Annotated in this window: 27 protein-coding genes; 6 read left to right on the plus strand and 21 right to left on the minus strand. The window is 73.7% G+C overall.

Annotated elements, in window-relative coordinates:
• Positions 1-53: 53 nt before the first annotated feature.
• Positions 54-1,076, minus strand: a complete 1,023-nt coding sequence (gene hrcA / locus IEY96_RS29430; protein WP_189198061.1) for a heat-inducible transcriptional repressor HrcA — start codon at positions 1,074-1,076, stop codon at positions 54-56.
• Between the two features lie 230 nt (positions 1,077-1,306).
• On the opposite strand from hrcA, the gene IEY96_RS29435 reads away from it, so the two are divergent.
• Complete coding sequence (locus tag IEY96_RS29435; protein WP_189198062.1) at positions 1,307-1,972, plus strand: DUF4870 domain-containing protein; 666 nt, start codon at positions 1,307-1,309, stop codon at positions 1,970-1,972.
• A 48-nt stretch (positions 1,973-2,020) separates the two neighbouring features.
• On the opposite strand, the gene hemW is transcribed toward IEY96_RS29435, so the two are convergent.
• Positions 2,021-3,244 carry a radical SAM family heme chaperone HemW gene (gene hemW / locus IEY96_RS29440; protein WP_189198063.1) on the minus strand — a complete coding sequence of 408 codons (1,224 nt, stop codon included), beginning with the start codon at positions 3,242-3,244 and terminating at the stop codon, positions 2,021-2,023.
• Positions 3,245-3,263: 19 nt separating this feature from the next.
• Between hemW and IEY96_RS29445 the strand changes: the two genes are divergently transcribed.
• Positions 3,264-4,049: an enoyl-CoA hydratase-related protein gene (locus tag IEY96_RS29445; RefSeq protein ID WP_189198064.1), complete on the plus strand. Its 786-nt coding sequence runs from the start codon at positions 3,264-3,266 to the stop codon at positions 4,047-4,049.
• A gap of 101 nt (positions 4,050-4,150) precedes the next feature.
• On the plus strand, positions 4,151-5,011 hold the full coding sequence (locus IEY96_RS29450; RefSeq protein ID WP_189198065.1) for a hypothetical protein: 861 nt from the start codon (positions 4,151-4,153) through the stop codon (positions 5,009-5,011).
• A 16-nt stretch (positions 5,012-5,027) separates the two neighbouring features.
• Here IEY96_RS29450 and IEY96_RS29455 read toward each other — a convergent pair whose 3' ends face one another.
• The 8 genes from IEY96_RS29455 to IEY96_RS29490 form a co-directional block, all read right to left on the minus strand.
• The gene (locus tag IEY96_RS29455; protein WP_189198066.1) at positions 5,028-5,669 is read right to left on the minus strand and encodes an MOSC domain-containing protein; all 642 of its coding nucleotides are present in this window, start codon (positions 5,667-5,669) and stop codon (positions 5,028-5,030) included.
• 67 nt (positions 5,670-5,736) lie between these two features.
• Positions 5,737-6,567, minus strand: coding sequence for a carbohydrate ABC transporter permease (locus tag IEY96_RS29460; RefSeq protein WP_189198067.1), 831 nt, complete (start codon positions 6,565-6,567; stop codon positions 5,737-5,739).
• Positions 6,564-7,550, minus strand: coding sequence for a carbohydrate ABC transporter permease (locus IEY96_RS29465; protein ID WP_091319244.1), 987 nt, complete (start codon positions 7,548-7,550; stop codon positions 6,564-6,566). The genes IEY96_RS29460 and IEY96_RS29465 overlap by 4 nt, the downstream gene beginning before the upstream one ends.
• Positions 7,547-8,839 (minus strand): sugar ABC transporter substrate-binding protein, encoded by a 1,293-nt coding sequence (locus IEY96_RS29470; RefSeq protein WP_189198068.1) that lies wholly within the window; start codon positions 8,837-8,839, stop codon positions 7,547-7,549. Before IEY96_RS29470 ends, IEY96_RS29465 begins: the two co-directional genes overlap by 4 nt.
• Positions 8,840-9,063: 224 nt before the next feature.
• Positions 9,064-9,348 (minus strand): GlsB/YeaQ/YmgE family stress response membrane protein, encoded by a 285-nt coding sequence (locus tag IEY96_RS29475; RefSeq protein WP_189198069.1) that lies wholly within the window; start codon positions 9,346-9,348, stop codon positions 9,064-9,066.
• A 279-nt stretch (positions 9,349-9,627) separates the two neighbouring features.
• Entirely contained in the window at positions 9,628-9,909 is a 282-nt protein-coding gene (locus tag IEY96_RS29480; protein WP_148431452.1) for a GlsB/YeaQ/YmgE family stress response membrane protein, read from the minus strand.
• A gap of 251 nt (positions 9,910-10,160) precedes the next feature.
• Positions 10,161-12,038 carry a translation elongation factor 4 gene (lepA, locus tag IEY96_RS29485; RefSeq protein ID WP_189198070.1) on the minus strand — a complete coding sequence of 626 codons (1,878 nt, stop codon included), beginning with the start codon at positions 12,036-12,038 and terminating at the stop codon, positions 10,161-10,163.
• Positions 12,039-12,147: 109 nt separating this feature from the next.
• Positions 12,148-12,684, minus strand: coding sequence for a DUF4240 domain-containing protein (locus tag IEY96_RS29490; RefSeq protein WP_189198071.1), 537 nt, complete (start codon positions 12,682-12,684; stop codon positions 12,148-12,150).
• A gap of 53 nt (positions 12,685-12,737) precedes the next feature.
• On the opposite strand from IEY96_RS29490, the gene IEY96_RS29495 reads away from it, so the two are divergent.
• Together IEY96_RS29495 and rpsT are read left to right on the plus strand one after the other, a co-directional pair.
• A complete protein-coding gene (locus tag IEY96_RS29495) occupies positions 12,738-13,718 on the plus strand; it encodes a phosphotransferase family protein (protein ID WP_229791964.1) in 981 nt (326 codons plus the stop codon).
• 333 nt (positions 13,719-14,051) lie between these two features.
• Complete coding sequence (gene rpsT / locus IEY96_RS29500) at positions 14,052-14,318, plus strand: 30S ribosomal protein S20 (RefSeq protein ID WP_189198073.1); 267 nt, start codon at positions 14,052-14,054, stop codon at positions 14,316-14,318.
• A gap of 297 nt (positions 14,319-14,615) precedes the next feature.
• Here the strand turns inward: rpsT and IEY96_RS29505 are convergent, their stop codons facing one another.
• From IEY96_RS29505 to IEY96_RS29520, 4 genes are all read right to left on the minus strand, one after another.
• A complete protein-coding gene (locus IEY96_RS29505; RefSeq protein ID WP_229791965.1) occupies positions 14,616-15,074 on the minus strand; it encodes a hypothetical protein in 459 nt (152 codons plus the stop codon).
• Positions 15,071-16,051 carry a DNA polymerase III subunit delta gene (gene holA, locus IEY96_RS29510; protein ID WP_189198074.1) on the minus strand — a complete coding sequence of 327 codons (981 nt, stop codon included), beginning with the start codon at positions 16,049-16,051 and terminating at the stop codon, positions 15,071-15,073. The genes IEY96_RS29505 and holA overlap by 4 nt, the downstream gene beginning before the upstream one ends.
• 147 nt (positions 16,052-16,198) lie before the next feature.
• Positions 16,199-18,550: a ComEC/Rec2 family competence protein gene (locus tag IEY96_RS29515; RefSeq protein WP_189198075.1), complete on the minus strand. Its 2,352-nt coding sequence runs from the start codon at positions 18,548-18,550 to the stop codon at positions 16,199-16,201.
• 200 nt (positions 18,551-18,750) lie between these two features.
• Complete coding sequence (locus IEY96_RS29520; RefSeq protein WP_229791966.1) at positions 18,751-19,731, minus strand: ComEA family DNA-binding protein; 981 nt, start codon at positions 19,729-19,731, stop codon at positions 18,751-18,753.
• A 208-nt stretch (positions 19,732-19,939) separates the two neighbouring features.
• Between IEY96_RS29520 and IEY96_RS29525 the strand changes: the two genes are divergently transcribed.
• Positions 19,940-20,566 carry a class I SAM-dependent methyltransferase gene (locus IEY96_RS29525; RefSeq protein ID WP_373293670.1) on the plus strand — a complete coding sequence of 209 codons (627 nt, stop codon included), beginning with the start codon at positions 19,940-19,942 and terminating at the stop codon, positions 20,564-20,566.
• 44 nt (positions 20,567-20,610) lie between these two features.
• Here IEY96_RS29525 and IEY96_RS29530 read toward each other — a convergent pair whose 3' ends face one another.
• From IEY96_RS29530 to nadD, 7 genes are all read right to left on the minus strand, one after another.
• Positions 20,611-21,342 carry an alpha/beta fold hydrolase gene (locus tag IEY96_RS29530; RefSeq protein ID WP_189198077.1) on the minus strand — a complete coding sequence of 244 codons (732 nt, stop codon included), beginning with the start codon at positions 21,340-21,342 and terminating at the stop codon, positions 20,611-20,613.
• Between the two features lie 36 nt (positions 21,343-21,378).
• Complete coding sequence (locus IEY96_RS29535) at positions 21,379-22,164, minus strand: SDR family NAD(P)-dependent oxidoreductase (RefSeq protein ID WP_189198078.1); 786 nt, start codon at positions 22,162-22,164, stop codon at positions 21,379-21,381.
• Positions 22,161-22,379 (minus strand): hypothetical protein, encoded by a 219-nt coding sequence (locus IEY96_RS29540; RefSeq protein ID WP_189198079.1) that lies wholly within the window; start codon positions 22,377-22,379, stop codon positions 22,161-22,163. Before IEY96_RS29540 ends, IEY96_RS29535 begins: the two co-directional genes overlap by 4 nt.
• The gene (locus IEY96_RS29545; protein WP_189198080.1) at positions 22,376-23,227 is read right to left on the minus strand and encodes a DegV family protein; all 852 of its coding nucleotides are present in this window, start codon (positions 23,225-23,227) and stop codon (positions 22,376-22,378) included. Before IEY96_RS29545 ends, IEY96_RS29540 begins: the two co-directional genes overlap by 4 nt.
• Before the next feature lie 48 nt (positions 23,228-23,275).
• The gene (locus IEY96_RS29550; protein ID WP_189198081.1) at positions 23,276-23,905 is read right to left on the minus strand and encodes a histidine phosphatase family protein; all 630 of its coding nucleotides are present in this window, start codon (positions 23,903-23,905) and stop codon (positions 23,276-23,278) included.
• Entirely contained in the window at positions 23,902-24,306 is a 405-nt protein-coding gene (gene rsfS / locus IEY96_RS29555; protein ID WP_189198082.1) for a ribosome silencing factor, read from the minus strand. The genes IEY96_RS29550 and rsfS overlap by 4 nt, the downstream gene beginning before the upstream one ends.
• Positions 24,307-24,416: 110 nt before the next feature.
• On the minus strand, positions 24,417-25,013 hold the full coding sequence (gene nadD / locus IEY96_RS29560) for a nicotinate-nucleotide adenylyltransferase (protein WP_189198083.1): 597 nt from the start codon (positions 25,011-25,013) through the stop codon (positions 24,417-24,419).
• Positions 25,014-25,028: the final 15 nt, after the last annotated feature.

Below are 25,028 nucleotides of genomic sequence, written 5' to 3' on the forward strand. Positions count from 1 at the left end.
TCGTCTCGCGTTGCGCCGGTCGTCGGCCGGAGCCGGCCGTCGGCCGTGACTGGTCAGTTCTGGGCCAGCAGTTCGCCCACGTAGCGTGCCACGGCCCTCACCGTGGCGATGGTGCCGGGGTAGTCCATCCGGGTGGGGCCGAGCACGCCGAGACCACCCACGATGGTGCTGCCCGGGCCGTACCCGGTGCTGACCACCGAGGCGGCCCGCAGGTTGTCGATCTCGTTCTCGTCACCGATGAGCACTCGGGTGGTGCTCGGCTCGGCCTCGCCGATCAGCTTGAGCAGCACGACCTCCTCCTCGAGCGCCTCGAGGATCGGCCGCAGCGAGCCCTGGAAGTCGAGCAGGCCGCCCCGGGTGAGGTTGGCGGTGCCGGCCAGGGCGATGCGCTCCTCGTGCCGCTCGACCAGGGTCTCCAACAGCACGGTGGAGAGCGTGGCCATGGCCGGGCGCAGCTGCGGCGTGGACTCGTCGACCAGGGCCTGCACCAGCGGCGGGGTGTCGGACAGCCGACTGCCGACGAGCTTCTCGTTGACCAGGCGGCGCAGGTCGGTGACGTCCTCGGCCGGGATCGGCCCGGGCATCTCGACGAGCCGCTGCTCGACCCGGCCGGTGTCGGCGATCATGACGACCATCAGCCGGGTGGTGGAGATCGGCACCAGCTCCAGGTGGCGCACCTTGGAGCGGGCCAGGCTCGGGTACTGCACCACGGCGACCTGCCGGGTGAGCTGGGCCAGCAGCCGGACCGTGCGGTGCACCACGTCGTCCAGGTCGACCGCGCCGACCAGGAAGCGCTCGATGGCCCGGCGCTCGGCCGGGCTGAGCGGCTTGACCCGGGAGAGCCGGTCGACGAAGAGCCGGTAGCCGCGGTCGGTGGGCACCCGGCCGGCGCTGGTGTGGGGCTGCCGGATGTAGCCCTCCTCCTCCAGCACCGCCATGTCGTTGCGGACGGTCGCCGGGGAGACGCCCAGCTGGTGGCGCTCGACCAGGGCCTTGCTGCCGACCGGTTCCTGCGTGGCGACGTAGTCCTCGACGATGGCGCGCAGCACGGCGAGCTTGCGGTCGTCGAGACCCATCTCCCCACCTCCTGACGCACCTCGTCGCACCGGCGCGGGGCGTCCGCCGGGCGTCTGGCACTCGACTGTAGCGAGTGCCAGTCTACGTCGGCGTGCCCACCGACGCGATGATCAGCGACGCACCTCCGGTGCGGCCCGCCGCAGATGCGGTCCACCAGAGCCGAACAGCCGGACATCCCGGGCGATCCCGCTCTGGTGCGCCCTTGCCCCCGGGACCTACCGTGACGTCCATGACTGAACCTCCTCGCCCTCCCGGAGCGGGGGACTCCGGCGCCCCGCCGCCGGAGCCGACCCCGCCGTCGGCACCGTACGGCTCGTCGTCGGCGGACGAGCCCCCCACCGCACCACTGTCCGGGGCACCGGCCGGGGGCGGCTATCCCCCGCCCGGTGGCTATCCGCCGCCTGCCGGCGGCCAGCCGCCGTCGGGTGGATACCCACCACCGGGCGGCTACCCTCCGCCGGGTGGCTACCCCCCGCCGGGCGGCTACGGCGCGCCGGGCGCCGGCTACCCGGGCGGCGGCCCGTACGGGGCGCCCGCCGGCTACGCCAACAACGACGAGAAGACCTGGGCCCTCATCGCGCACTTCGGCGGCCCGGTGGGCGTCGTGGTCGGCGGCAGCCTGCTCGGCTGGGTGGCGCCGCTCATCGCCTTCTCGGTCCGGGGCCAGCAGTCCCCGACCGTGCGCGCGCACGCGCTCGCCGCGCTGAACTTCCAGATCACCTGGGTCATCGCGACCCTGATCAGCTTCGTGCTGGCCGTGGTCACCTGCGGCCTGCTCTTCTTCATCCCCATCATCGTCGCCCTGATCCCGATCATCTTCGGCATCATCGGCGGCGTGAAGGCCACCGAGGGCGTCCTCTACCGCTACCCGATGACCTACACCTTCGTGAGGTGACCGGCCCGGCCGGCCCACGGGCCGGCCGGGACCCGGCCCGTCACGCCATCAGGGCAGCAGGTCGCGCACGACCGCGTCGGCGAGCAGCCGGCCGCGCAGGGTGAGCACCGCCCGGCCGGCGGCGTACGCGTCGGCGTCCAGCAGGCCGTCGGCCCGGGCCCGCTGGGCGCCCGCCCGGCCCGCCTCGTCGAGCCCGGACAGGGGCAGCCCGGTGGCGAGCCGCAGCCGCAGCATCACGTCCTCCATGTGCGCCTCGTCCGGCGTGAGCAGCTCCCGGGCCAGGCCGGGCGACTCACCGGCGGCCAGCCGCTGGGCGTACGCCGTCGGGTGCTTGACGTTCCACCAGCGCACCCCGCCGACGTGGCTGTGCGCCCCCGGGCCGAGGCCCCACCAGTCGGCGCCGGTCCAGTAGAGCAGGTTGTGCCGGCACCGGGCCGCCTCGGAGCGGGCCCAGTTGGAGACCTCGTACCAGGAGAAGCCGGCGGCGGCGAGGGCCGCCTCGGCGGCCAGGTAGCGGTCCGCCGCCACGTCGTCGCTGGGGTACGGCAGCTCGCCGCGGCGCATCCGAGCGGCCAGCCGGGTGCCGTCCTCCACGATGAGGGCGTACGCGCTGACGTGGTCCACCCCCGCCGCGACCACCTGGTCCAGCGAGGCGGCGAAGTCCTCGGCGCTCTCCCCCGGCGTGCCGTAGATCAGGTCCAGGTTCACGTGGTCGAACCCGGCGTCCCGGGCCTCCAGCGCGGCGGCGGTGGCCCGGCCGGCGCTGTGCTGCCGGTCGAGGATCGCCAGCACCCCGGGCGCCGCGGACTGCATGCCCAGCGAGATCCGGGTGTAGCCGGCGGCCCGCAGCGTCTTGAGCGACTCGGGGGTGACCGTCTCGGGGTTGGCCTCGGTGGTCACCTCGGCGTCGGCCGCCAGCCCCCAGGTGCGGTCGATGCCGTCGAGGATCCGGGCCAGGTCGTCGGCGGGGAGCAGGGTGGGCGTGCCGCCGCCCACGAAGACGGTGTCCACCCGGGGCGGCGGGGTGTCGCCCAGCACCCGGCCGGCGAGGGCCAGCTCGGCCAGCACCGTGTCGGCGTACGTCTCCCGGCCGGCGCCGCCGCCCAGCTCGGCCGCCGTGTAGGTGTTGAAGTCGCAGTAGCCGCACCGGTTGGCGCAGAACGGGACGTGCACGTACACGCCGAAACCGCGCGCGCCGACGGCGCGGCGGGCGGCAGCGGGCAGCGCCCCGTCGCGCGGGACGGGTTCGCCTTCTGGAAGGACGCCGGGCATGGCCACTAGTGTGCCCGGCATGACCTCTCCGGACGCTCTCGTGCGGGTCGCCACGGCCCGTGGGGTGACCACCCTCACCCTGGACAGCCCGCACAACCGCAACGCGCTCTCCACCCCGCTGATGACCGAGCTGCTGGCCGGGCTGGCCGCGGCCGTCGCCGACGACGCGGTCCGGGCCATCGTGCTGGACCACACCGGCCCGGTGTTCTGCTCCGGGGCGGACCTGAAGGAGACCGCCGCCGCGTACGCCAGCGGGACGGTGCCGGCCGGGATGCTGGGCGACGTGCTGGTGGCCGTCCGGGAGTGCCCGAAGCCGGTGCTCGCGAAGGTGGCCGGGCCCGCGCGGGCCGGCGGGCTGGGCCTGATCGCCGCCGCGGACCTGGCGATCTGCGCCGAGGAGGCGACGTTCGCCTTCACCGAGGTCCGGATCGGGGTGATCCCCGCGGTGATCTCGGCGACCGTGCTGCCCCGGCTGCACCCCCGGGCCGCCGCCGAGCTCTACCTGACCGGCGACACCTTCGACGGCCGGCGGGCCGCCGAGATCGGCCTGGTGACCGCCGCCGTGCCGGCGGACGCGCTGGACGACGCGGTGGACCGCTACCGCGCCTCGCTGGTGAAGGGGGCGCCGAAGGCCCTCGCCGGGACCAAGGAGCTGCTGCGCCGCCCGGCCGCCACCGACCTGCGGGCCGAGATCGCCGAGTTGGCCGCCCTCTCCACCGGGTACTTCCTGTCCGAGGAGGGCCGGGAGGGCGTCCTCGCGTTCCGGGAGAAGCGCCCCGCGGCCTGGGTGCCCGCCGGAGACTGAGGCGGGGAGTGCCGGGGCGGTGACGCAGCGGGAGACGGCCGGTCGGCCGACCCGCACACTGGAGTGGGCGACGTACGCTGGGCGGGCTGTCGGGACTGGGGGTGCGGGTGCGAACGCGAGCGGCGATCGTGGCATCGGGTGTGGTGGTGGCCGTGCTGGCCCTGCTCGGCGTCTGGTTCGTCACGAAGCAGTTCGGGCACCACCTCCGGCTGCCGCTGGCCAGCCGGACCTGCACCGTCCAGGCCGACGGGGAGGTCGTGCTCAGCGCCGACCAGATGGCCAACGCGGCCACCATCGCGGCGATCGGCGTGCAGCGGAAGATGCCCGAGCGGGCCGTGGTGGTGGCGCTGGCGACGGCGTACCAGGAGTCGCACCTGCGCAACATCGCGCACGGCGACCGGGACTCGCTCGGCCTGTTCCAGCAGCGCCCGAGCCAGGGCTGGGGCACGCCCGAGGAGATCCGCGACCCGCGCTACGCGGCGAAGAAGTTCTACGCGGCGTTGAAGAAGGTCAAGGGCTGGGAGAAGCTGCGGGTCACCGAGGCCGCCCAGCGGGTGCAGCGGTCGGCCTACCCCGAGGCGTACGAGAAGTGGGCGGACGAGTCGCAGGTGCTCACCCGCGCCCTGCTCGGGAACGCGAGCGGCGCGGTGGCCTGCACGGTCGGCCCGACGCCGACGATGCGCGGCCCGGCCGCCGCCACCGCCCTCCTGCAGAGCCTGGCCCTGGACTGGGGCCTGCCGGAGCTGAACTCGGCCACCGACCTGACCGGGCTGACCGTGCCGGCCGCCGACAGCCGCAACGGCTGGCGGTACGCCCACTGGCTGGTCTCGCACGCCGACGACCACGGGGTGAAGCGGGTCCGCTTCGGCGAGCTGGAGTGGACGGCCGAGCAGGGCACCTGGGCCAAGGTGAAGGGCGACCCGGCGACCCAGGTGCTGGCCGAGGTCTTCGCCGCGGCCTGACCCGACCCGCCGGCGGTCAGCCGGCGGCGCCGAGGCGGCGGCGGACCTTCTCCCGCACCGACTCGGGCAGCTCCGGCACGTCGAGCAGGCGCGGCAGCAGTTCCGGCTCCAGCGTGGTCGCCCGGAACACCTCGCCGATCGTCACGCCGTGCGCCGGCCGGTCGACCACCTCGACGGGATCGCCGGCGCCCACCTCGCCCTCGCGCAGCACCCGCAGGTACGCCCCCGGCGCGCCCCGGACGGTGAACCGCTTGATCAGGTCGGGCACGCCCCAGAAGCCGGCGAAGGTGGTGCACGGGGTGCGCGGCTTGGTCACCTCCAGCAGCGCCGAGCCGATCGCCCAGCGCTCACCGATCACCGCCCCGGTGACGTCCACCGCCCAGGTGGTGAGGTTCTCGCCGAAGGCGCCCGGCCGCAGCGCCCGGCCCAGCTCGCCGGCCCACCAGCCGGCGTCCTCCTCGGCGTACGCGTAGACCGCCTGGTCGGGGCCGCCGTGGTGGGCCCGCTCGCCGATGAAGTCGCCGGTGACGCCGGCGAACCGGATCGCCACCCGGCCGTCGACCGGCCGCTTGTCGATGCCGCTGCGACCGCTCGGGTCGCCCGCCCACTCCGCCTCGGTCACCACGCCGAGGTTCACCGCCGCCAGCCTGCCCGTCATGGCGGTCAGCCTAGGGGTCGCCGCCGGGTGCGGGAACACGGGTTCCGCCCGGCACCCGGCGGAGCGCTCAGCCCTTGACCGCCCCGGCGACGAGGCCGGAGACCATCCGGCGCTGGACCAGCAGGAAGAAGACGATCACCGGCAGGGTGAACAGCGTCGAGGCGGCCATCACCGAGCCCCACGCCGTGTCGTCCCGCCCGAAGAAGAACGTCATGGCCACCGGCAGCGTGTACCGGTGCTGGTCGTTGATGAAGGTCAACGCGAAGATCAGCTCGTTCCACGCGGTGATGAAGGAGAAGATGCTGGTGGCCACCAGGCCGGGCGCGACCAGCGGGAAGAGGACCTTGCGGAACGTCTGGGCCCGGCTGGCCCCGTCGATCGCCGCCGCCTCCTCCAGCTCCTTGGGCACCGCGGCCACGAAGCCGCGCAGCATCCAGACCGCGAACGGCAGCGAGAAGCCGAGGTAGGTCAGGATCAGGCTGGGCAGGGTGTTGTAGAGGCCGAGCCGCTGGATCATCAGGAACAGCGGGATGACCAGCGCCTCCAGCGGGATCATCTGCACCACCAGCAGCAGGATCAGGAAGGTGGTGCGCAGCTTGAAGCGGAACCGGGCCACCGCGGTCGCGGCGAGCAGCGCGACCAGCCCGCTCAGCACCACGGTGGCCACCGCGACCAGCGCGCTGTTGAGGAAGAAGTCGGTGAAGGTCACGCCCGGGATCAGGTTGCCGGTGAGGATCTCCCGGTAGTGCTCCAGGGTCGGCTTCGCCGGCACCGGGCGTGGCGTGGCCGAGAAGATCTCCCGGTTGGGCTTCAGCGAGGTGGCGACCATCCAGTAGACCGGGAAGGCCGCGAAGAGCGCGACCAGCAGCCCGGCGCCGTTGAGGGCGATCTTCTTCACGACTCGTCCTCCTGCCGGAGCACCATACGGACGTACACGCCGGTCACCACGAGCAGGATCAGGGTGAGGATGACGGCGATCGAGGAGCCCAGGCCGTACTTGGGCGGCGGCGAGAACGCCTCCGCGTAGGAGTAGATCGAGAGCATGAAGGTCGACCGGTCCTGGGTGCCGCCGGCCAGCACGAACTGCTGGGTGAAGACCTTGAAGTCCCAGATCGTGGAGAGCACCACGAGGATGCCGAAGACCGGCCGCAGCATCGGGAACGTGACCGACCAGAAGACCCGCCACGGCCCGGCCCCGTCCACCCGGGCGGCTTCCTGGAGCTCGCTCGGCACGCTCTTCAGGCCGGCCAGCACGCTGACCGCGATGAACGGGAACGAGTGCCAGACGACCACGAGGGTCAGGATGGCGAAGAAGAGCAGCGGGTCGTTGAACCAGCCGTAGCCGGTCCAGTCGCTGCGCCCGAACACGGCCGTGGAGAGCCCGTCGGGAAGCTTGTTGAACAGCCAGGTGACCAGGCCGCTGGTGTCGTCGAAGATCCACTTCCAGACGATGGTGCCGGTGAGCGCCGGGGTGGCCCAGGCCAGCATCACGCAGCTCGCCACGAAGGTGGCCATCTTCTTCCCGAGCCGGTTGAGCAGCAGCCCGACCAGGGTGCCGAGGATCATGGTGAGCACCACGTTGGCCACGGCGAAGAGCACGGTGTTGCGCAGCACCGTACGGAAGAACGGGTCGCCGAGGATCTGCGCGTAGTTGGCCAGGCCCACCCACGGCCACTCGCGGTCCCCCCGCAACTGCCGGACGCTGTCCAGCTTGTAGAAGGACATCATCACGACCTGGCCGAGCGGCCAGAGCAGCAGCACGCCGATGATCGCCAGGCAGGGCAGGAGCAACAGGTACGGGAGGCGGTCCACACGGCGGCGCCGCCGCGCGGGGGTCTCCCGCGCGGCGGCTTCGCCGGTGGCCTTGGTCAGCGTGGTCACTTGGCGTTGAGAATGCTTTCCATCTCGGTGGCCGCGTCGGCGGTGGCCTTCTCGACCGTCTTCTGCCCCTTGATGACCGAGCTGTTCATGGCCTGGGTCACCGTCTTGGTCCGGCTCACCTCCACCCACTTCGGGGTGAGCGGGGTCAGCTTGGTGTTCTGCATGGCGGTGGCGAACGCCGCCATCACCTTGTCGTTGGCGTAGTTGCCGCCGCTGACCAGGTCCTTGTAGACCGGGAAGAAGCCGAGGCTGCTCGCGAACTCCTGGTCCTTCTGCTTGCTCAGCAGCACGGTCATGTAGTCCCAGGCCAGGTCCTGGCGCTTGCTGTCCTTCCAGAGCGCGATGTCGGAACCACCGGCGAAGGCCGGGGCGGCCTTGCCGTCCGGACCGGGGATGGGGAACGTGCCCCACACCTTCTCGATGTCCGGGTTGTCCTTCTTCATCGCGCCACCCTGCCAGCTACCGGCGAACGCCATGGCGGCCTTGCCGGTGGCGAACTGGGTGCGGGCGTCGACCTCGTTCCAGCCGGCGGCGGCCGGCGGGGCGACCTTGTGCACGGTCACCAGGTCGGTCCAGAACTTGACCGCCTTCTGCGCCTCCGGCGTGTTGTAGCCGGACTTCCAGCTGTCGCCGTTCTTGGTGGCGATCTCGCCGCCGGCGGCCCACAGGAAGGAGTAGAACGGCAGCTCGGAGTTGCCGGGCAGGGCGATGCCGTAGGTGCCCGGCTTCTTGGCCTGGACGGCCTTCGCGGTGGCGACCAGCTCGTCCCAGGTCGTCGGCGGCTTCACGCCCGCCTCGGCGAACCAGTCGGTGCGGTAGTAGATGGCCCGGACGCCGGCGTACCACGGGACGCCGTACTGCTTGCCGTCGAGCTGGGCGTTCTTCACCAGGTCGGGAAGGATGTCCTTCCCCTCGGACCAGCTGTTGAACTTGCCCGTGACGTCGGCGAGGGCCTCCTGCGCCGCCCAGCCCTGGGTCTCGGTGTTGCCCAGCTCGGTGACGTCCGGCCCTTCGCCGCCGGCGAGCGCGGCCTGGAACTTCTTCGGCGCCTCGAGCCAGGGGATGTACTGCACCACGACGTCGGTCTCGGGGTGCTTCTTCTTGAACTCCGCCTCGACACCGTCGAGGAACTTGGTCTGGGCGTCGCCGCCCTCACCCATCATCCAGACCGTCAGCTTGCTGTTGTCCGCGGCCTTGTCGTCGTCGTCGGAGCCACCGCATCCGGACAGCACCATCGCGGCCGACGCCACGATGGCGGTGACCGGAGCCAGCCGCTTCCACCTGTTCACGCCATATCTCCCTCAGGGCCGGTTGGCACTAACCTTCTCCGCCGCACCTTAGTAGGAAAATTTCCTTTACAACAGGGGGAACTCGCGGCGGACGGCCGTGGCGACCGTATCGCAGCCGCGTGCCCGGGCGGCAGGGGTGCCGTCCGGGCAGCTCAGGGCGGAGACGGAAGCGGGCGCCCGACCGGTCGGTCGGGCGCCCGCTGGAGCGCTTCGGGGGATGGGGGTCAGTAGCGCGAGACGCCGCGGCGGCGCCCCACACCGGCCACCAGGGCCACGGCGATGGCGGCGAACAGAACCTGCAGCAGCAGCTCCCGCCAGTCGATGCCGGCCGTGTCGGCGAAGCCGGACGCCCGGGCGACGATCGTGCCCAGCAGCGCGGCGCCGACGCCGATCAGCATGTGCAGCCACATCGGCATGTTCTGGCGGCCCGGGACGACCAGGCGGCCCAGAGCGCCGACGATCAGACCAACGATGAGCGCGGTGATGATGCCCCAAACGGTGAGCTCCACGGTCGCCCTCCTTCTCTGAATGAGTCACACGGTGTCGTGTGGTTCCTGTCGTGACCGCTAAGTTCCCGACCCGCCGAAAATCCAAACCGACTCCGGTGACGAATTGCTCCGGACCGCTCTGAGCTGGGCTTTCCTGGTCGGATTCGGGCGCGGGGAAGCGGCCGGCCGGCCATTTCCCGCGCTGACTCCGTTCAATGCCCGGTCGCCGCCCGGGCGCAAACGCCAGCGGGCGCCCGACCGGTCGGTCGGGCGCCCGCTGAGGCGCTTCGGGGGGGTGCGTCAGTAGCGCGAGACGCTGCGGCGACGCCCAACGCCGGCCACCAGGGCCACGGCGATGGCGGCCAGCACGACCTGGACCAGCAGCTCCATCCAGTCGATGCCGTTGGTCTCGGTGGCGATGCCCATGGCGCGGGCCAGGACGGTGCCCAGCAGCGCGGCGCCCACGCCGATCAGCATGTGCAGCCACATCGGCATGTTCTGGCGGCCCGGAACGACCAGGCGGCCCAGCGCGCCGACGATCAGACCAACGACGAGCGCGGTGATGATGCCCCAGACGGTCACGGTTGTCTCCTTCTAAGAGGTTTCACACGGTCTGTGTGGTTCCTGTCGTGACCGCTAAGTTCCCGACCCGCCGAAAACCCAAACCGACTCACTCCCCGCCCCGCCCGCCGCGCCGCCGTGCGTCGGTTCCGTCCCGCCGCGGATTCCGCAGGTGGGAGCGGTTCCGCGTGGCCCGCCGGCACGGAAAAAATCTCCGGGTACGCGAAACGGCCGGCGCCCCGCGAAGGGGCGCCGGCCGTGGCGTGGACGCGTTACTTCTTGCCGGCGGGCTTGCCGTCGCCGGAGTCGGAGGACAGCGCGGCGATGAAGGCCTCCTGCGGGACCTCCACCCGGCCCACCATCTTCATCCGCTTCTTGCCCTCCTTCTGCTTCTCCAGCAGCTTGCGCTTCCGGCTGATGTCACCGCCGTAGCACTTGGCGAGCACGTCCTTGCGGATGGCGCGGATGGTCTCCCGGGCGATGACGCGGCTGCCGATGGCCGCCTGGATCGGCACCTCGAACTGCTGGCGCGGGATCAGCGAGCGCAGCTTCGCCGCGATCGTGGTGCCGTAGTTGTACGCCTTGTCCTTGTGCACGATCGCGCTGAACGCGTCCACCGGCTCGCCGTGCAGCAGGATGTCGACCTTGACCAGCTCGGACGCCTGCTCGCCGGAGGGCTCGTAGTCCAGCGAGGCGTAGCCCTTGGTCCGGCTCTTGAGCTGGTCGAAGAAGTCGAAGATGATCTCGGCCAGCGGCAGGGTGTAGCGCAGCTCCACCCGGTCGGCGGAGAGGTAGTCCATGCCGAGCAGGCTGCCCCGCCGGCCCTGGCACAGCTCCATCACCGCGCCGACGTAGTCGTTCGGGGTGAGCACGGTGGCCCGCACCGTCGGCTCGTACACCTCGGCGATCTTGCCGGTCGGGTACTCGCTCGGGTTGGTCACCACGATCTCCAGGCCGTCCTCCTGGATGGCCCGGTAGACCACGTTCGGCGCCGTGGAGATCAGGTCGAGGTTGAACTCCCGCTCCAACCGCTCCCGGATGATCTCCAGGTGCAGCAGGCCGAGGAAGCCGCAGCGGAAGCCGAAGCCGAGCGCGCCCGAGGTCTCCGGCTCGTACACCAGGGCGGCGTCGTTGAGCTTGAGCTTGTCCAGTGCCTCGCGCAGGTTGGGGTAGTCGGACCCGTCGATCGGGTAGAGGCCGGAGTAGACCATCGGCTTCGGGTCCTTGTAGCCGCCGAGCGCCTCCTTGGCCGGGTTGGCGTTGATGGTGACCGTGTCGCCGACCCGGGACTGGCGGACGTCCTTCACACCGGTGATCAGGTAGCCCACCTCGCCGACCCCGAGCGCGTCGGCCTTCACCATCTCCGGGGAGATGACGCCGATCTCCAGCAGCTCGTGCACGGCGCCGGTGGACATCATCTTGATCCGGTCCCGGGCGCTGATCAGTCCGTCGATCACCCGGACGTAGGTGACCACGCCGCGGTAGACGTCGTACACCGAGTCGAAGATCATGGCGCGGGCCGGGGCGTCGGCCTGGCCGACCGGCGGCACGAACTGCCGGACGATCTCGTCGAGCAGGTGCGGCACACCCTCACCGGTCTTGCCGGACACCTTGATGCAGTCCGCCGGGTCGCCACCGATGAGGTGGGCCAACTCCTCGGCGTACTTCTCCGGCTGGGCGGCCGGCAGGTCGATCTTGTTGAGCACCGGGATGATGTGCAGGTCGTTCTCAAGCGCGAGGTAGAGGTTGGCCAGCGTCTGCGCCTCGATGCCCTGGGCGGCGTCGACCAGCAGGATGGCGCCCTCGCAGGCCGCCAGGGACCGGGACACCTCGTAGGTGAAGTCCACGTGGCCCGGGGTGTCGATCATGTTGAGCACGGCGGTCTCGCCGGCCCGGTCGCCCTCGCGGATGGTCCACGGCATCCGGACGGCCTGGCTCTTGATGGTGATGCCGCGCTCGCGCTCGATGTCCATCCGGTCGAGGTACTGGGCACGCATCTGCCGGGGGTCGACCACGCCGGTGAGCTGCAGCATCCGGTCGGCCAGGGTCGACTTCCCGTGGTCGATGTGGGCGATGATGCAGAAGTTCCTGATGCGCGCCGGGTCGGTGGCACCAGGAGCGTTCGCGCCGGGATCGAGCGTCGGTGGCACAGCGGTCCGTTCTGGTCGGCTGACGTGAGCGGGCCGGCGCGGCGCCGGCCCCCTCTATGCTCCCACGTCGTCCGGGGCGCGCCGGTGCTCCCCCGTCACCTCCCCGGCGTCACTCCTCCGGCGGCTCGACGAAGAGAGCGGCGAGCTTGGGCAGGTGCCGTCGCGCCTCGTCCTCGTCGTCGAAGTCCCAGAAGTCGTTCAGGTCGGGCGCGCGCACCGGGTCCCGGTCCGCCGGCAGGTCGGCCGCGGTGGCCTTCCGGTACGCCTCCCACGGCACCGCCAGCATGTCCTCGCACTCGAACTCCTCGCCGCTGAGCGCGGCGGCCCGGACCTGCGGCAGCTCGGCCAGGGAGTCCGGATCGGCGACGGCCCGGGCGAACACCGCCCGCCCCTGGGTCATGAGCCAGCCCCGGAAGTACTCGAAGCCGTCGTCCGAGGCGCCCCCGTTGATCAGGTACGCCGCACCCCAGAGGTCGACCTTGTACGACGCGGCGAGCACCCGCTGCTGGTGGTGGGCGTACCCGACGATCTCCTCCGGGTCCCGCTCGGCGAGCAGGGCGACGGCGCGGGCGGCGACCGCCGCGGGCTCTCCCCCGCCCCCGGCCCGGGCGGCGTCGATCAACTGCCAGAACTCGTCGGTCCTCATGGCTGGCCAGTCTGGCAGAGCACACCGACGTCCCGGTGCGGCAGCATGGGCGGGTGCCCGCGATCTCCCTGCCTCCGGTGCCGTACGACGCCACCGCCGACCGGCCGGACTGGGCCGCGCTGCCGGCCGGGCTGCGCGACGCGCTGGCCGCCCGGCTCGGCGGGCACCCGGTGGCGGTCCGCCCGGCCGGGGCGGGATTCACCCGCGGCTTCGCCGCCGTGCTCACCGGCCCGGCCGGTGAGCCCGTCTTCGTGAAGGCGGCGGCCCTCGCCGAGCAGCGGCACCTGGTCGACTGGTACGCCCACGAGGCCGCCGTCCTGGCCCGGCTCCCCGCCGGCCTGCCGGTCCCCCGCCCGCGCTGGGCGCTCACCGAGGCCGGCTGGTACGCGCTCGCCCTGACCGCGGTCGACGGGCACACGCCCCGGCTGCCCTGGGACCCGGCCGAGCTGGACGCCGCACTCACCACGTACGCCGAGGTGGCCGCCGCGCTCGCCGCGCCGCCCGCCGACCTCGTGGCGCTCGGGTTGCCGCGCCTCGCCGACCTGGCCCGCGACGACGTCCTCTGGTGGGGCGAGGTGGCCGCCGGCCGCGAACCGGCGCCGGCGCTGCCGCCCTGGGCCCCGCTGCCCGAGTTGGCCGCGCTGGAGTCCCGCCTCCCCGGGTACGCCGACGCCGCCCCCGGCCTGGCCCACTGCGACCTGCGGGTGGACAACGTCCTGCTGGACGCCGCCGGCCGGGCCTGGATCTGCGACTGGAACTGGCTCTGCCACGGGCCGGCCTGGTTCGACCTGGTCACCCTGCTGATCACCGGGTACGCCAGCGGCCTCGACGCGGACGCCGCCTTCGCGGGCCACCCGGCCGCCGCCGGCGCCCCGGCCGACGCGCTCGACGTGACCCTCGCCGCACTCTCCGGCTACTTCCTCACCAGCGCCGCCGCCGGCCCGTCCACGGCGTCCCCGCACATCCGGGCCCACCAACGCTGGAGCGGCGAGCAGGCCCTGTCCTGGCTCGCCGCCCGCCAGGGCTGGGCCTGAGGGTGCGGCTTTCACTCCGGACGCTGCTCTCTCCGTGCTGCCTGGGGCGGGCCTACCGTGGTGTGCGCGGCGGCGACCGGATGCCGCCGGCCGAGGGTCAGGGCCGCGCCGGCGCGCGGCTCGACCGGGGCGCTGGTGGCGGCTCGACCGGGGCGCCGGTGCGCGGCTCGACCGGGCGCCGGACCGGGTTGAGCAGGGCGGACGCCCCGGGGCACCGGAGGCGTTTTGGCTCGCCGCCGGGCGACCTGGTAACCTGGCTTTTCGCGCGGCGATGACGCATGTCCGTCGTGCGCGAAAGCAGACCAACCCGAGCTATCAAGACGAGGCTGTCGCGTGGCGAACATCAAGTCCCAGATCAAGCGCAACCGGCAGAACGAGAAGCGCCGGCTGCGTAACAAGTCGGTCAAGTCGTCGCTGAAGACCGCCATCCGGAAGTTCAACGAGGCTGCCGAGGCGGGCGACACCGAGAAGGCCACCGCCCTGATGCGTGAGGCCACCCGCAAGCTGGACAAGGCTGCCAGCAAGGGTGTCATCCACGCCAACCAGGCGGCCAACCGGAAGTCGGCGATCGCCCAGCGCGTCGCCTCGTTCTCGGCCTGACGAGCGCCTAAGACCTGACCGGAAGCCCCGGGGTTACCGCCCCGGGGCTTCCGGCCGTCTGCGTTCCCAGGTGCGGCCGTCGACGCCGCTTCCCGACCGCCGTCGACGCCGCTTCCTGACCGGCTGCCGGGCATCCGTGCGTCGCTCGATTCGGCACCGGTCGACCGTGCCGGCCAGACGGGCCGCCGGTAGCTGTCGGGGCCGGGTCAGTGGTACGGGCCGAGCCGGTCAGCGGTACGGGCCGAGCCTGGCCGGCAGTACGGGCCGAGCCCGGTCAGCAGTACGGGCCGAGCCCGGTCAGCGGTACGGGTCGGGCCGGTCCGGGCCGGGCCAGCGTTCACCGTCGCCGGGCGGATCGGCGGGGCGGGCCGCCCGCAGCGTCGGCTCGCCCGCGAGGGCCACGCCGGGCAGCGCGCGGGCCGTGGACGGCACGGCGGCCCGGCCGACCACCGGTTCCATCTGCCGGCGGAAGCGGTCCCGCTCCTGCTCCGGCACCTGCGCCGCGGTGCGGATCACCACCTCGGCGACCATGTCGTTGAGCTTCACCATGGCCGCCACCGCCGCCGGCAGCACCAGCACCGCCCACCAGGTCACCAGTTCGGCGAGGGCGAGCAGCACGGCCAGCGCCACGGCGCCCTCGAAGAAGAGGAAGCAGAGCACCCCGCCCGGGTTGACGAAACGCAGCCCGAGGACCCGGGCGTAGAGCGGCCGGTACCGCTCCTCGTCCGTGGGGACCGTCGACCACGTTCGGGTCACCGGCCGCCACCCTGCCGCGCCGCGGCCACGGAGAACACGGCCCGCTCCAGCGCGTACGCCCGGTCGTCGGCGCCGCCCTTGACCGCGGCGTTGCACTCGGCGGCCGCCCGCATGGCCTCCACCAGGCCCTCGGGCGTCCAGCCCCGACCCTGCCGCTGGGCCCGCTCGATCTTCCACGCGGGCATGCCGAGGCTGCTCGCCAGCTGGTAGGGGCTGCCCCGCCCGGCCGACGCGACCCGGGCCACGGTCCGTACCCCGTCGGCGAGCGCGTCGGCGATCGGCACCGGGTCGACACCGACGTGCAGTGCCCAGCGCAGCGCCTCCAGGGCGCCGGGGACGTCGCCGACCATCGTCGCGTCGGCCACGGTGAAGCCGGTCACCTCGACCCGCCCCCGGTAGTAGCGGGACACCGTGTCCGCCCCGATCCGCCCGTCGGTGTCGGCGACGAGCTGGGAGCAGGCGGCGGCCAGCTCGCGCATGTCCGTGCCGACGGCCGCGATCAGCGCCTCGGCTGCGTCCTCGGTGCACTTGCCGCCGTTGCGGCGGATCTCGTCCCGGACGAAGGCGACCCGCTCCCGGTGGCCCTTGAGCTTCGCCGCCGGCACCACGGTCGCGCCGGCGGCCCGCAGCCCGTCGGCGAACGCCTTGCCCTTGGCGCCGCCCAGGTGCAGCACCACGAGCTGCACGTCCGGGTCCGGGTTCTTCGCGTATCCGAGCAGGGCGGTGACCAGGTCCTTGCGGGCGTCCTGGCCGGCGCGGAGCACGAGCACCCGGCGGCCGCCGAACAGCGACGGGCTGAGCATCTCGGCGATCTCCCCCACCGCCAGCGAGCCGGCCTGGTACTCCCGGACGTCCACATCCGGGTCGACGCTGCGGGCCCGGGCGACGGCTTCGGAGACGGCTCGCGTGGCGAGCAGCTCCTCGTCGCCGAGAACGAGCAGAATAGGGGGCAGGCTGGCGGGGGTCACGTCGCCCATATTCGCACGGCCTCCGACCGGATCGTGCCTGGTCATCGGGGACTGTGACGGCACAGCCCGCAGTCAGCGCAAATCCAGACATTTGAGTCGATCTACCAGCTATCCCAATAAGCCGCCTCGATTCCCGGGGTGCTTGCCGAACCGATCTCACCGCTGTCGCCCCGGGCCGGTCCCGCGGGCCACCACTGCCAGGCCGGCACCGGTGCGTACCGCGGCCACGTCGCCGTCGGTGTCGGTGCGCAGCACCCGGGCGCCCGCGCGGGTCAACCGGTCCAGCAGGCCCCGGTTGGGGTGCCCGTAGTCGTTGCCGACGCCCACGCAGACCAGCGCGACCGCCGGGCGGACCGCGGCGAGGAACTCCGGATCCTGGTACGCGGACCCGTGGTGGGCCACCTTCAGCACGTCGGCCCGGATCGCGCCGGCCGGCACGGTCTCCAGCAGCGCCCGCTGCTCCTCGGTCTCGGCGTCGCCGGGCAGCAGGATCCGCACCCCGCGCACGGTGGCGGCCAGCACCAGCGAGTTGTTGTTCGGGTCCGACCGGCTGCCCCGCAGCGGGTAGGGCGGCCCGATCGCGGTCAGCTCGACCGCCCCGGCCCGCCACCGCCAGCCCGCCGGCACCGGCGCCAGCGTGCTGCCGCCCCCGCGTGCGGCGTCGCGTACCTGGGCGACGCCGTAGGGCGGCTCGGACCACTGCGGGGTCGCCACCGCCGCCACCCGGCGGCCCCGGAACACCCCGGCGACCCCGCCCACGTGGTCGGCGTGGAAGTGACTGACCACCAGCAGCGACACCTCGCGTACGCCGAGCCGGCGCAGGCACCCGTCCACCCCGGACGGCTCCGGGCCGGCGTCGACCACCACGGCCCGACCGGCGCCGACCGGCAGCACCACGGCGTCCCCCTGCCCCACCGAGCACGCCACGATCACCCAGCCCGGCGGTGGCCAGCCGGCGGCGAGCAGCCGGACGGGCAGCGCGCCGAGCACCACGGCGACCACGACGACCGCGACCAGCCGCCGGAGGACCGGCCGCCGGACGGCGACCAGCAGTGCCACGCTCACGGCGGCCAGCAGCAGGGCGCCGGTCACCCCGCCCGGCCAGGGCAACGTCCCGGCCGGCAGGCGCGCCCCGTGCGCGGCCACGGCCACCAGCCAGCGGGCCGGCCAGCTCGCCAGCCAGGCGGCGAACCCGGCGCCGGCCGGCCAGACCGGCGACAGCACCGCCGCGAGCACGCCCAGCACGGTGGCGGGCGCGACGACCGGCACCGCCAGCAGGTTCGCCGGCACCGCGACCAGGCTCACCGTCCCGGAGAGCCCGGCGATCACCGGGCCGCAGGCCAGCTGCGCGGCCGCCGGCACCGCCAGCGCCTCGGCCAGCCCGGGCGGCACACCCCGCCGGCGCAGCCCGTCCCGCCAGCCGGGGGCGAGCAGCAGCAGCCCGCCGGTGGCGCACACCGAGAGCGCGAACCCGGGGTCCCCGGCCAGCTCCGGGTCGACCAGCACCAGCACCGTGACCGCGGCGGCCAGGGCGGGCAGCGCGGCCCGGGACCGCCCGGTCGCGAGCGCGGCCAACCCGATCGCCCCCATCGCCGCGGCGCGCACCACGCTCGGCGACGGCCGGACCAGGATCACGAACCCGACCAGGGCGAGTACGCACAGCGCGGCGGCCGTCCGCGGACCGGCCCGGGCCCAGCGGGCGAGCAGCAGCACCGCCCCGACCACGATGGCCACGTTGGACCCGGACACCGCGTTGAGATGGGTCATACCGGTGGCCCGGAAGTCCTCCTCCACCTCCGGCGGCAGCCGGCTGGTGTCCCCCACCACCAGGCCGGGCAGCAGCCCGCCCGGCGCGTCGGGAAGCGGCGCGCAGGCCCGCTGCAGCCCGGCGCGCAGCACGCCGGCCGCCCGCTGCGGCCACGGCGCCGGGCCGTGCCGGGTCGGCGGCCCGGTGGCCGACAGCACCGCCGCCGTCAGGTCCCCGCCGCGCGGTGCCGACAGCCGACCCCGCGCGGTCGCCCGCTGCCCCGGCAGCAGCTCGCGCCAGGCCGGGTCGCTGGCCAGCACCAGGCCGCGCACCGTGCCGGTGACCTGGCGACCGGCCGGGTCGGTGAGGCGTACCAGGTCGGCCCGGACCAGCAGGGTGGCCGGGCGGCCCGCCGCGCCCCGGACCGGGCGCGGATCGTCCCGTACCACCAGCTCGGCGGTGACCAGGGTCCGCCCGGTCACGAGCGCCCGCACGGGGCCGGCGTCGCGGACCGCGAGGCGGGCCGCAGTGGCGGTCGCGCCGCAGACCACGCCCAGCAGCACGGCGACGGCGATCCAGCCGTAACGGCGGACCGGGGCGGCCGGGCGGCCGAGCAGGCCGCACAGGTGCAGGCCGGTGAGCAGCGCCAGGCCGGCGGCGACGGCGGCCAGCGTGGCGCTCGCCGTCACGGTGGAGTGCAGGCCGGCCAGGGCGGCGAGCCAGGCGGCCACGGCCAGCCCGGCCAGCCGCAGGTCGGGCACTTGCCCTGCCGTCGCGCTGCCGTCGTCGACCGGCGCGCTCCCTGTCGCAACCGGGCCGGCAACGGCGACTCCCGCGGAGGTCGCGGCCGGGTGACCTCCTCCTGCCGCCGACCGGATGTCCGACGGTCGGTCGCCGCGTCGCTGCCGTCCGGCTGCCACGCCACCCGTGGCGGCGACGCGGCCGGGCGGCTCACCGGCGCTCACACCGTCACCAGGTCCTTGAGCTGTTCGTACCGGGCGTCGCCGATGCCGTCGACCTGGCGGAGGTCGGAGACCGACCGGAAGCCGCCGTGCTGGTCGCGGTGGTCGAGGATCCGCTGGGCGAGCACCGGGCCCACGCCGGGCAGCGCGTCGAGCTGGGCCAGGGTGGCGGTGTTCAGGTTGACCGGACCGCTTCCCGGTGCCGCGCCGCCGGCCGCGGGTCCGCCACCGCCGGCGGCCGGGGCGCCCTGGCCGGGTGGGGCGGTGACGCCGACCAGGATCAGCTCGCCGTCGGTGACCTTGCGGGCCGGGTTGAGCAGGGCGACGTCGACGCCGGGCAGCGCGCCGCCGGCCGCCTCGATGGCGTCGGCCACCCGCGCGCCGGCCGGGAGGCGGACGAGGCCGGGACGGCGGACCTTGCCGGCCAGCGCGACCACCACCTGACCGGTGGAGCCGGTGGGCGCGGGCGCGGAGGACTCCGGTGCGCTGACCGCCGCGACCGGACGGACCGGCTCGGCGTGCGGCCGGGACCGCCAGGCCCACACTCCCGCGACCAGGACCACCACGGCCGCCACCACCGCGAGGGCCCGGACACCACGCCGGCCGGGGTCGAAGGCGCCCGGACCGGGCAGCCGGGACGCCAGGGAGGGCCTTGGGTCAGCGGCATTGTCGGGCGCGGCAGGCGGGGCCTCGTCGACCCGGCTCGCCGCCGGCCACCGCTCGCCGGCTTCGGGGTCCACCCGATCCGACTCCGCCGCAGAGCCGGAGGCACGCTCGGGAATCGGCCCCGGGAACGATCCGACTGGCGGCGAATCAGGAGCGGAGACAGCCCGGCTGCGCGGCGGCAGGTCCGGGTCGAGACCCGGACCGGGCCGGATGACCGGCGGCATGGCGGCACGCTCGGGCGGGGCGAGAACGTCGACCGGCTCGAACAGCCGGGCCAGCCGCCGCCGTACCGTCGTCTCCTCGTCGTCTGACACGGCTGGAAGCTACGGCGTCACCCGGGCCCGGGGCCGGCATCAGCGCTCGCCTGTGGACGACGGGCTGCCCTGTGGACGACCCTCCAGATCACCTCCACCTGTGCTACGCCCTGTCGCGGAGGACTTGCCGACGTGGGTCCGGTGGGGCTCACGTCGAGCCGTCGCGGCGGGACATCGTGACCGCCCCGGCTCGTCGATAATGATCGCCATGACGATCCGGTACGCCGAGGTGCTCAGCCCGCTGCGTGCGGCGTACGACTCGCACGCGGCGTGGCGTGACGCGCTCACCAAGGAGCCGTGGAAGGTAGCGGAACGGCAGGCGTTCCGTGACCGGCTGGCACCGGGCGCGCGGCTGCTGGAGATTGGTGCCGGCACCGGACAGGACAGCGCCTGGTTCCAGCAGGAGGGCTTCGCCGTCGTCGCGGCTGACCTCTCGCCGGTGATGGTCGAGCACTGCCGGGCCAAGGGCATCGAGGCCCACGTCATGGACTTCCTGCAGCTGGACTTCCCGGCCAGCTCGTTCGACGCGGTGTTCGCGATGAACTGCCTGCTGCACGTGCCCAACCACGACCTGCCCGCGGTCCTGGCGGCGATCCGGGTGGTCCTGCGCCCCGGCGGGTTGTTCTTCGTCGGCGTGTACGGAGGCAACGAGAGCGCCGAAGGTCCCATCAGCGGCGACGATCACAAGCCACCGCGCTTCTTCTCGTTCCGCACCGACGAGCAACTGCTCGCCTTCGCCGCCGCGTCGTTCGACGTCGTGGACTTCCATTCCGTGGACGTCGGCGGCGGCCACCGGTTCCAGTCGCTGACGCTGCGCCGCCCAGACCTCGACTAGCGGGGAGCCGGCGACCTGCCTGGCTCACCGCCGCGAACGACCTGCTAGCGGGCCGGGGACAGCTCCCAGGCGAAGCGGAGTACGGCGTCGGTGACCGCGACCGGGTTGTCGAAGTTGGCCAGGTGCGCGGCGCCCGGGATCAGCTCGATGCGGGTGCCGGGGCGGGCGGCGGCGAACTCCCGCTCCCCCGAGCGGAACAGCCGGTCCCGCTCCCCGTTGAGGATGAGCACCGGGGCGCGCACCGCCGCCAGGCTCGACGCGTCAAACCGGCCCATGACGTCGCGCCAGGCGACCGGGAGGGTGTGGAAGGCGTACCCGTCGGCGATGGTGGCGTCGACGACCTCGGGTGGGTAGAGGCGGCGCAGCAGCCGGTCGTTCCAGCGGGTGAGCCGTGCGGCCGGCAGCCGGGCGACCAGCGACGCCACCAGCCGGTACGGCACGGCCAGCGGTCCGGTGGTGGCCACGCTCGCACCCATCAGCACCAACCCGGCCAGCAGATCCGGGTGCCGGCGGGCGAAGTGCAGCGAGACGTACCCGCCGAGGGAGTGCCCCACCACCATGGCCGGGCCGGCGTCGAGGTCGCGGACCGCCTCCGCCACGACGTCGGCGGCCCGGTCGAGGCTCCAGGGTTCGGCCGCGCGGCGGCCGTGCCCGGGCAGGTCGACGGCCGCGACCGGGAACTCGGCGGCGAGGGCGGGCAGTTGCGGCTGCCACTGGCCGCTGGCGAAGCGGGTGCCGTGCACCAGGACGATGGCGGGCCGATCCACAGTGCTCATTCTGCCTCCGGGTCCCGGGCCGAGCGCCGCCGGGCCTCACCCGGTCGACCGTGCCTCCGGGTCCGGGCCGAGCGCCGCCCGACCCCCGTCCACCGGCAGGGTCACGCCGTTGACGAAGGCCGCCCCCGCCGACAGCAGGAAGGCCACCACCTCGGCGACCTCCCCGGTACGCCCGATCCGGCCCACCGGGTGCAGCCGGGCCAGTTCCGCCTCGACCCGGTCCGCCTCGACGGGGTCGAGGCCGGCCAGGAAGGCGGCGTGCCGTTCGGTGTGGATCGAGCCGAGCGCGACGGCGTTGGTGCGAATCCCCCGGCCGCCGTAGTCCACGGCGAGGGCCCGGGTCAGCCCCTCGACGGCGGCCTTGGCGGTGGCGTACGGCAGGGCGCCCGGCACCGCCCGGCGGGCCTGGTGGGAGGAGACGTTGACGATCGCACCGCCGGTGCCGGCGGCCAGGAACCGGCGTACGGCCGTGCCGGCGCCGACCACGGCGGGGCGCAGGTTGGCGGCGATCAGGTCGAACACCTCCCCCGCCGGCGCGCGGTGCAGGGCGGCGTCCCGGAACACGGCGGCGTTGTTGACCCACCCGGCCAGTGGGGCGGCCGCCTCGGCGAGGTCGGCGGCCCGCCCGGTGACCTGCTCGTCGGCGGCGTCGCCGGCCACGGGGCGCAGCCGGTCGGCGGCCGGGTGCCCGGCCAACCAGTGCAGCGCGGCCTCGTCCCGCTCGACCACGACTACGGTGCCCCCGTCGATCACGAGCCGCTCGACGACGGCCCGCCCGACACCCCGGCCGCCCCCGGTGACCACGTAGGACCGAGCGTTCATCCGACCACCCGCGGCCCGGCGATCTTGGCGAGTTGCCGTTCGACAGGAACGGAAACTCTCCAAGATCGGACCAGCCGAGGCCGGCCGACCAGGGCGGCGGCCACGGCAGCGACCGCGACGACCACGCTGACCGCGCCGACCAGGTCAGCGGTCACCGCAGCGACCGCGACGACCACGCTGACCGGGACAGCGGCCACGGCAGCGAACGCGATCATGAGCGGCGGTGGACGACCACGCAGGCCAGGCCGGGGCCGGCGTGCGCGGCGATCACCGCGCCGGCCTCGGTGACGTACGTGTCGTGCAGCCGGTCGCCCAGCCGCTCGGTGAGCGCGGTCAGCAACTGTTCGGCGCGCTGCGGAGCGGCCAGGTGGTGCACGGCGAGGTCGACCTCGGCATCGCCGGCCGCTTCGACCGCGAGGTCGATGAGGCGCGCCACGCCCCGGCTGGCGGTGCGGACCTTGTCCCGCACCACGATCGTGCCGTCCGGCATGTGCATGATCGGCTTGACCGACAGGGCGGTGCCGAGCAGCGCCTCGGCCGCGTTGATCCGACCGCCCCGGCGCAGGAACTCCAGGGTGTCGACGTAGAAGAAGATGGTGGTCCGGCCGACGGCGTCGAGCGCCGCTTGGCGTACCCCGTCAAGGTCCGCGCCCCCGGCGGCGGCCGCGGCGGCGGCGAGCACCGGGAAGCCCAGGCCCATGCCCGTGGAGCGGCTGTCGACCACGGTGACCCGGTCGTCGCCGACCTCGGCGGCGGCCAGTCGGGCGGCCTCGACGGTGCCGGACAGTTCGGCTGAGAGGTGCACCGAGACGACGCCCTCGGCGCCGTCGGCGAGCAGCTGCCGGTAGACCTGCGCGAACTGTTCCGGGGCCGGCCGGGAGGTGCTGACCGTGACGCGCCGGCCGCTCAGTACGCGGGTGGCTTCCTCCGGGAACGTCTCGACGCCTTCCAGCCCTTCGGCCCCGTTGAGCACGACGGTCAGCGGGACGACGGTGAGCCGGTGCGCGCGGACCAGCTCAGGCGGCAGGTAGGCGGTGGAGTCGGTGACGACCGCGACGGGCATGCCCGGCACGCTAGCCGATGTCACGGCGGCGCGCCGGGGCCGAACGGCTCAGACCGCGTCGGTGAGTGCGGGCTGGGTGATCAGCCCGACGTTGTGCGCCCGCAGGTGCCAGCCCCGGACGTCGTCGTGACGCAGCTCGGTCCAGTGGCAGTTGGCCAGCGACCCGAGGCTGCGCAGCACGGCGTGGTCCCAGCCGAGCAGGTGGCCGACGCCCTGCCGGGCGCCGCCGCCGTGCGTGGTGACCACCACGGTGCCGCCGGCGGCCAGGTCGGCCGCCTCCTGGAACGCGGTGCCGAGCCGCTTGCCCAGGTCGTCGAGGCTCTCGATGCCGGCGCCGGGGTCGGGGTCGCCGGCCCGCCAGCGGGTGTACTCGTCGGGGAAGCGCTCGGCGACCTCGGTGAGGGCCAGGCCCTGCCACTGGCCGAAGTACCGTTCGCGCAGCCGGGCGTCGGAGCGGACCGGCAGCCCGGTCAGCGCGGCGAGCGCGGCGGCGGTGTCGGCGGCCCGGCGCAGGTCGCTGGCGACGATGGCGTCCGGGCGCAGCGCGGCCAGCACCGGCGCGGCGGTCCGGGCCTGCTCGCGGCCGAGGTCGTTGAGCGGCACGTCGGTCTGCCCCTGGACCCGGCCGGCGGCGTTCCAGTCGGTGTTGCCGTGCCGCCAGATGATCAGGCGGGTCATTCGGCGGTGGCGCTGCCGGCGGCCGAGTCGGCGAGGTCCCGGTCCACGAACGGAATCTGCGGGCAGTCCTTCCAGAGCCGGTCGAGGGCGTAGAACTCGCGCTCCTCGGTGTGCTGCACGTGGACCACGATGTCGACGTAGTCGAGCAGCACCCAGCGGCCACCCCGCTCGCCCTCGCGGCGGACCGGCTTGGCCTTCTCCGGCAGCTCCAGCAGGCGCTCCTCGATGGCGTCGACGATGGCGAGCACCTGACGCTCGTTCGGAGCGGCGGCCAGCAGGAACGCGTCGGTGATCGCGAGCTGGTCGCCCACGTCGATGATGACGATGTCCTGTGCCTTCTTGTCGGCCGCGGCCTGGGCGGCGGCCATCGCCAGCTCGTGCGCGCGTTCGGAAACTGTCACCGTTCTCCTTCGATCAACCGTGCGACCCTCCAAGCCTCTCACACCCGGCGGCGCGACGACTTGTCAGTTCTGGTCGATTACGCGGACAAACGCTCACGTTCCGGGCGGAATCACCGCTGGTAGAGCCGCCGTTTGGCGATGTACTGCACCACACCGTCCGGGATGAGGTACCAGACCGGCTCACCCCGGGCGACCCGGGCACGGCAGTCGGTCGAGGAGATCGCCATCGCGGGCACCTGCACCAGGCTGACCGAGTCGGCGGGCAGGTGCTTGTCGGAAAGCTCGAAGCCGGGGCGGGTCACCCCGATGAAGTGGGCCAGTTCGAGGACCTCGTCCAGGTCCTTCCACGAGAGGATGCGCTCCAGGGCGTCCGCGCCCGTGATGAAGAAGAGCTGCACCTTCGGGCCGTACTCGGCCTGGAGGTCGCGCAGCGTGTCGACCGTGTAGGTGGGGCCGCCCCGGTCGATGTCGACCCGGCTGACCTGGAATCGGGGGTTGGACGCGGTGGCGATCACCGTCATGAGGTAGCGGTCCTCGGCCGGGCTGACCGGTTCGTCCGCCTTCTGCCACGGCTGCCCGGTGGGCACGAAGACCACCTCGTCCAGGCCGAACCGGTCCGCCACCTCGCTGGCCGCCACCAGGTGCCCGTGGTGGATGGGGTCGAAGGTGCCGCCCATGATCCCGATCCGCCGGATGTCTTCCTCCACCCCGCGATCGTAGGC

The sequence above is a fragment of the Micromonospora fulviviridis genome, from assembly GCF_014648395.1.
Lineage (GTDB): Bacteria > Actinomycetota > Actinomycetes > Mycobacteriales > Micromonosporaceae > Micromonospora > Micromonospora fulviviridis.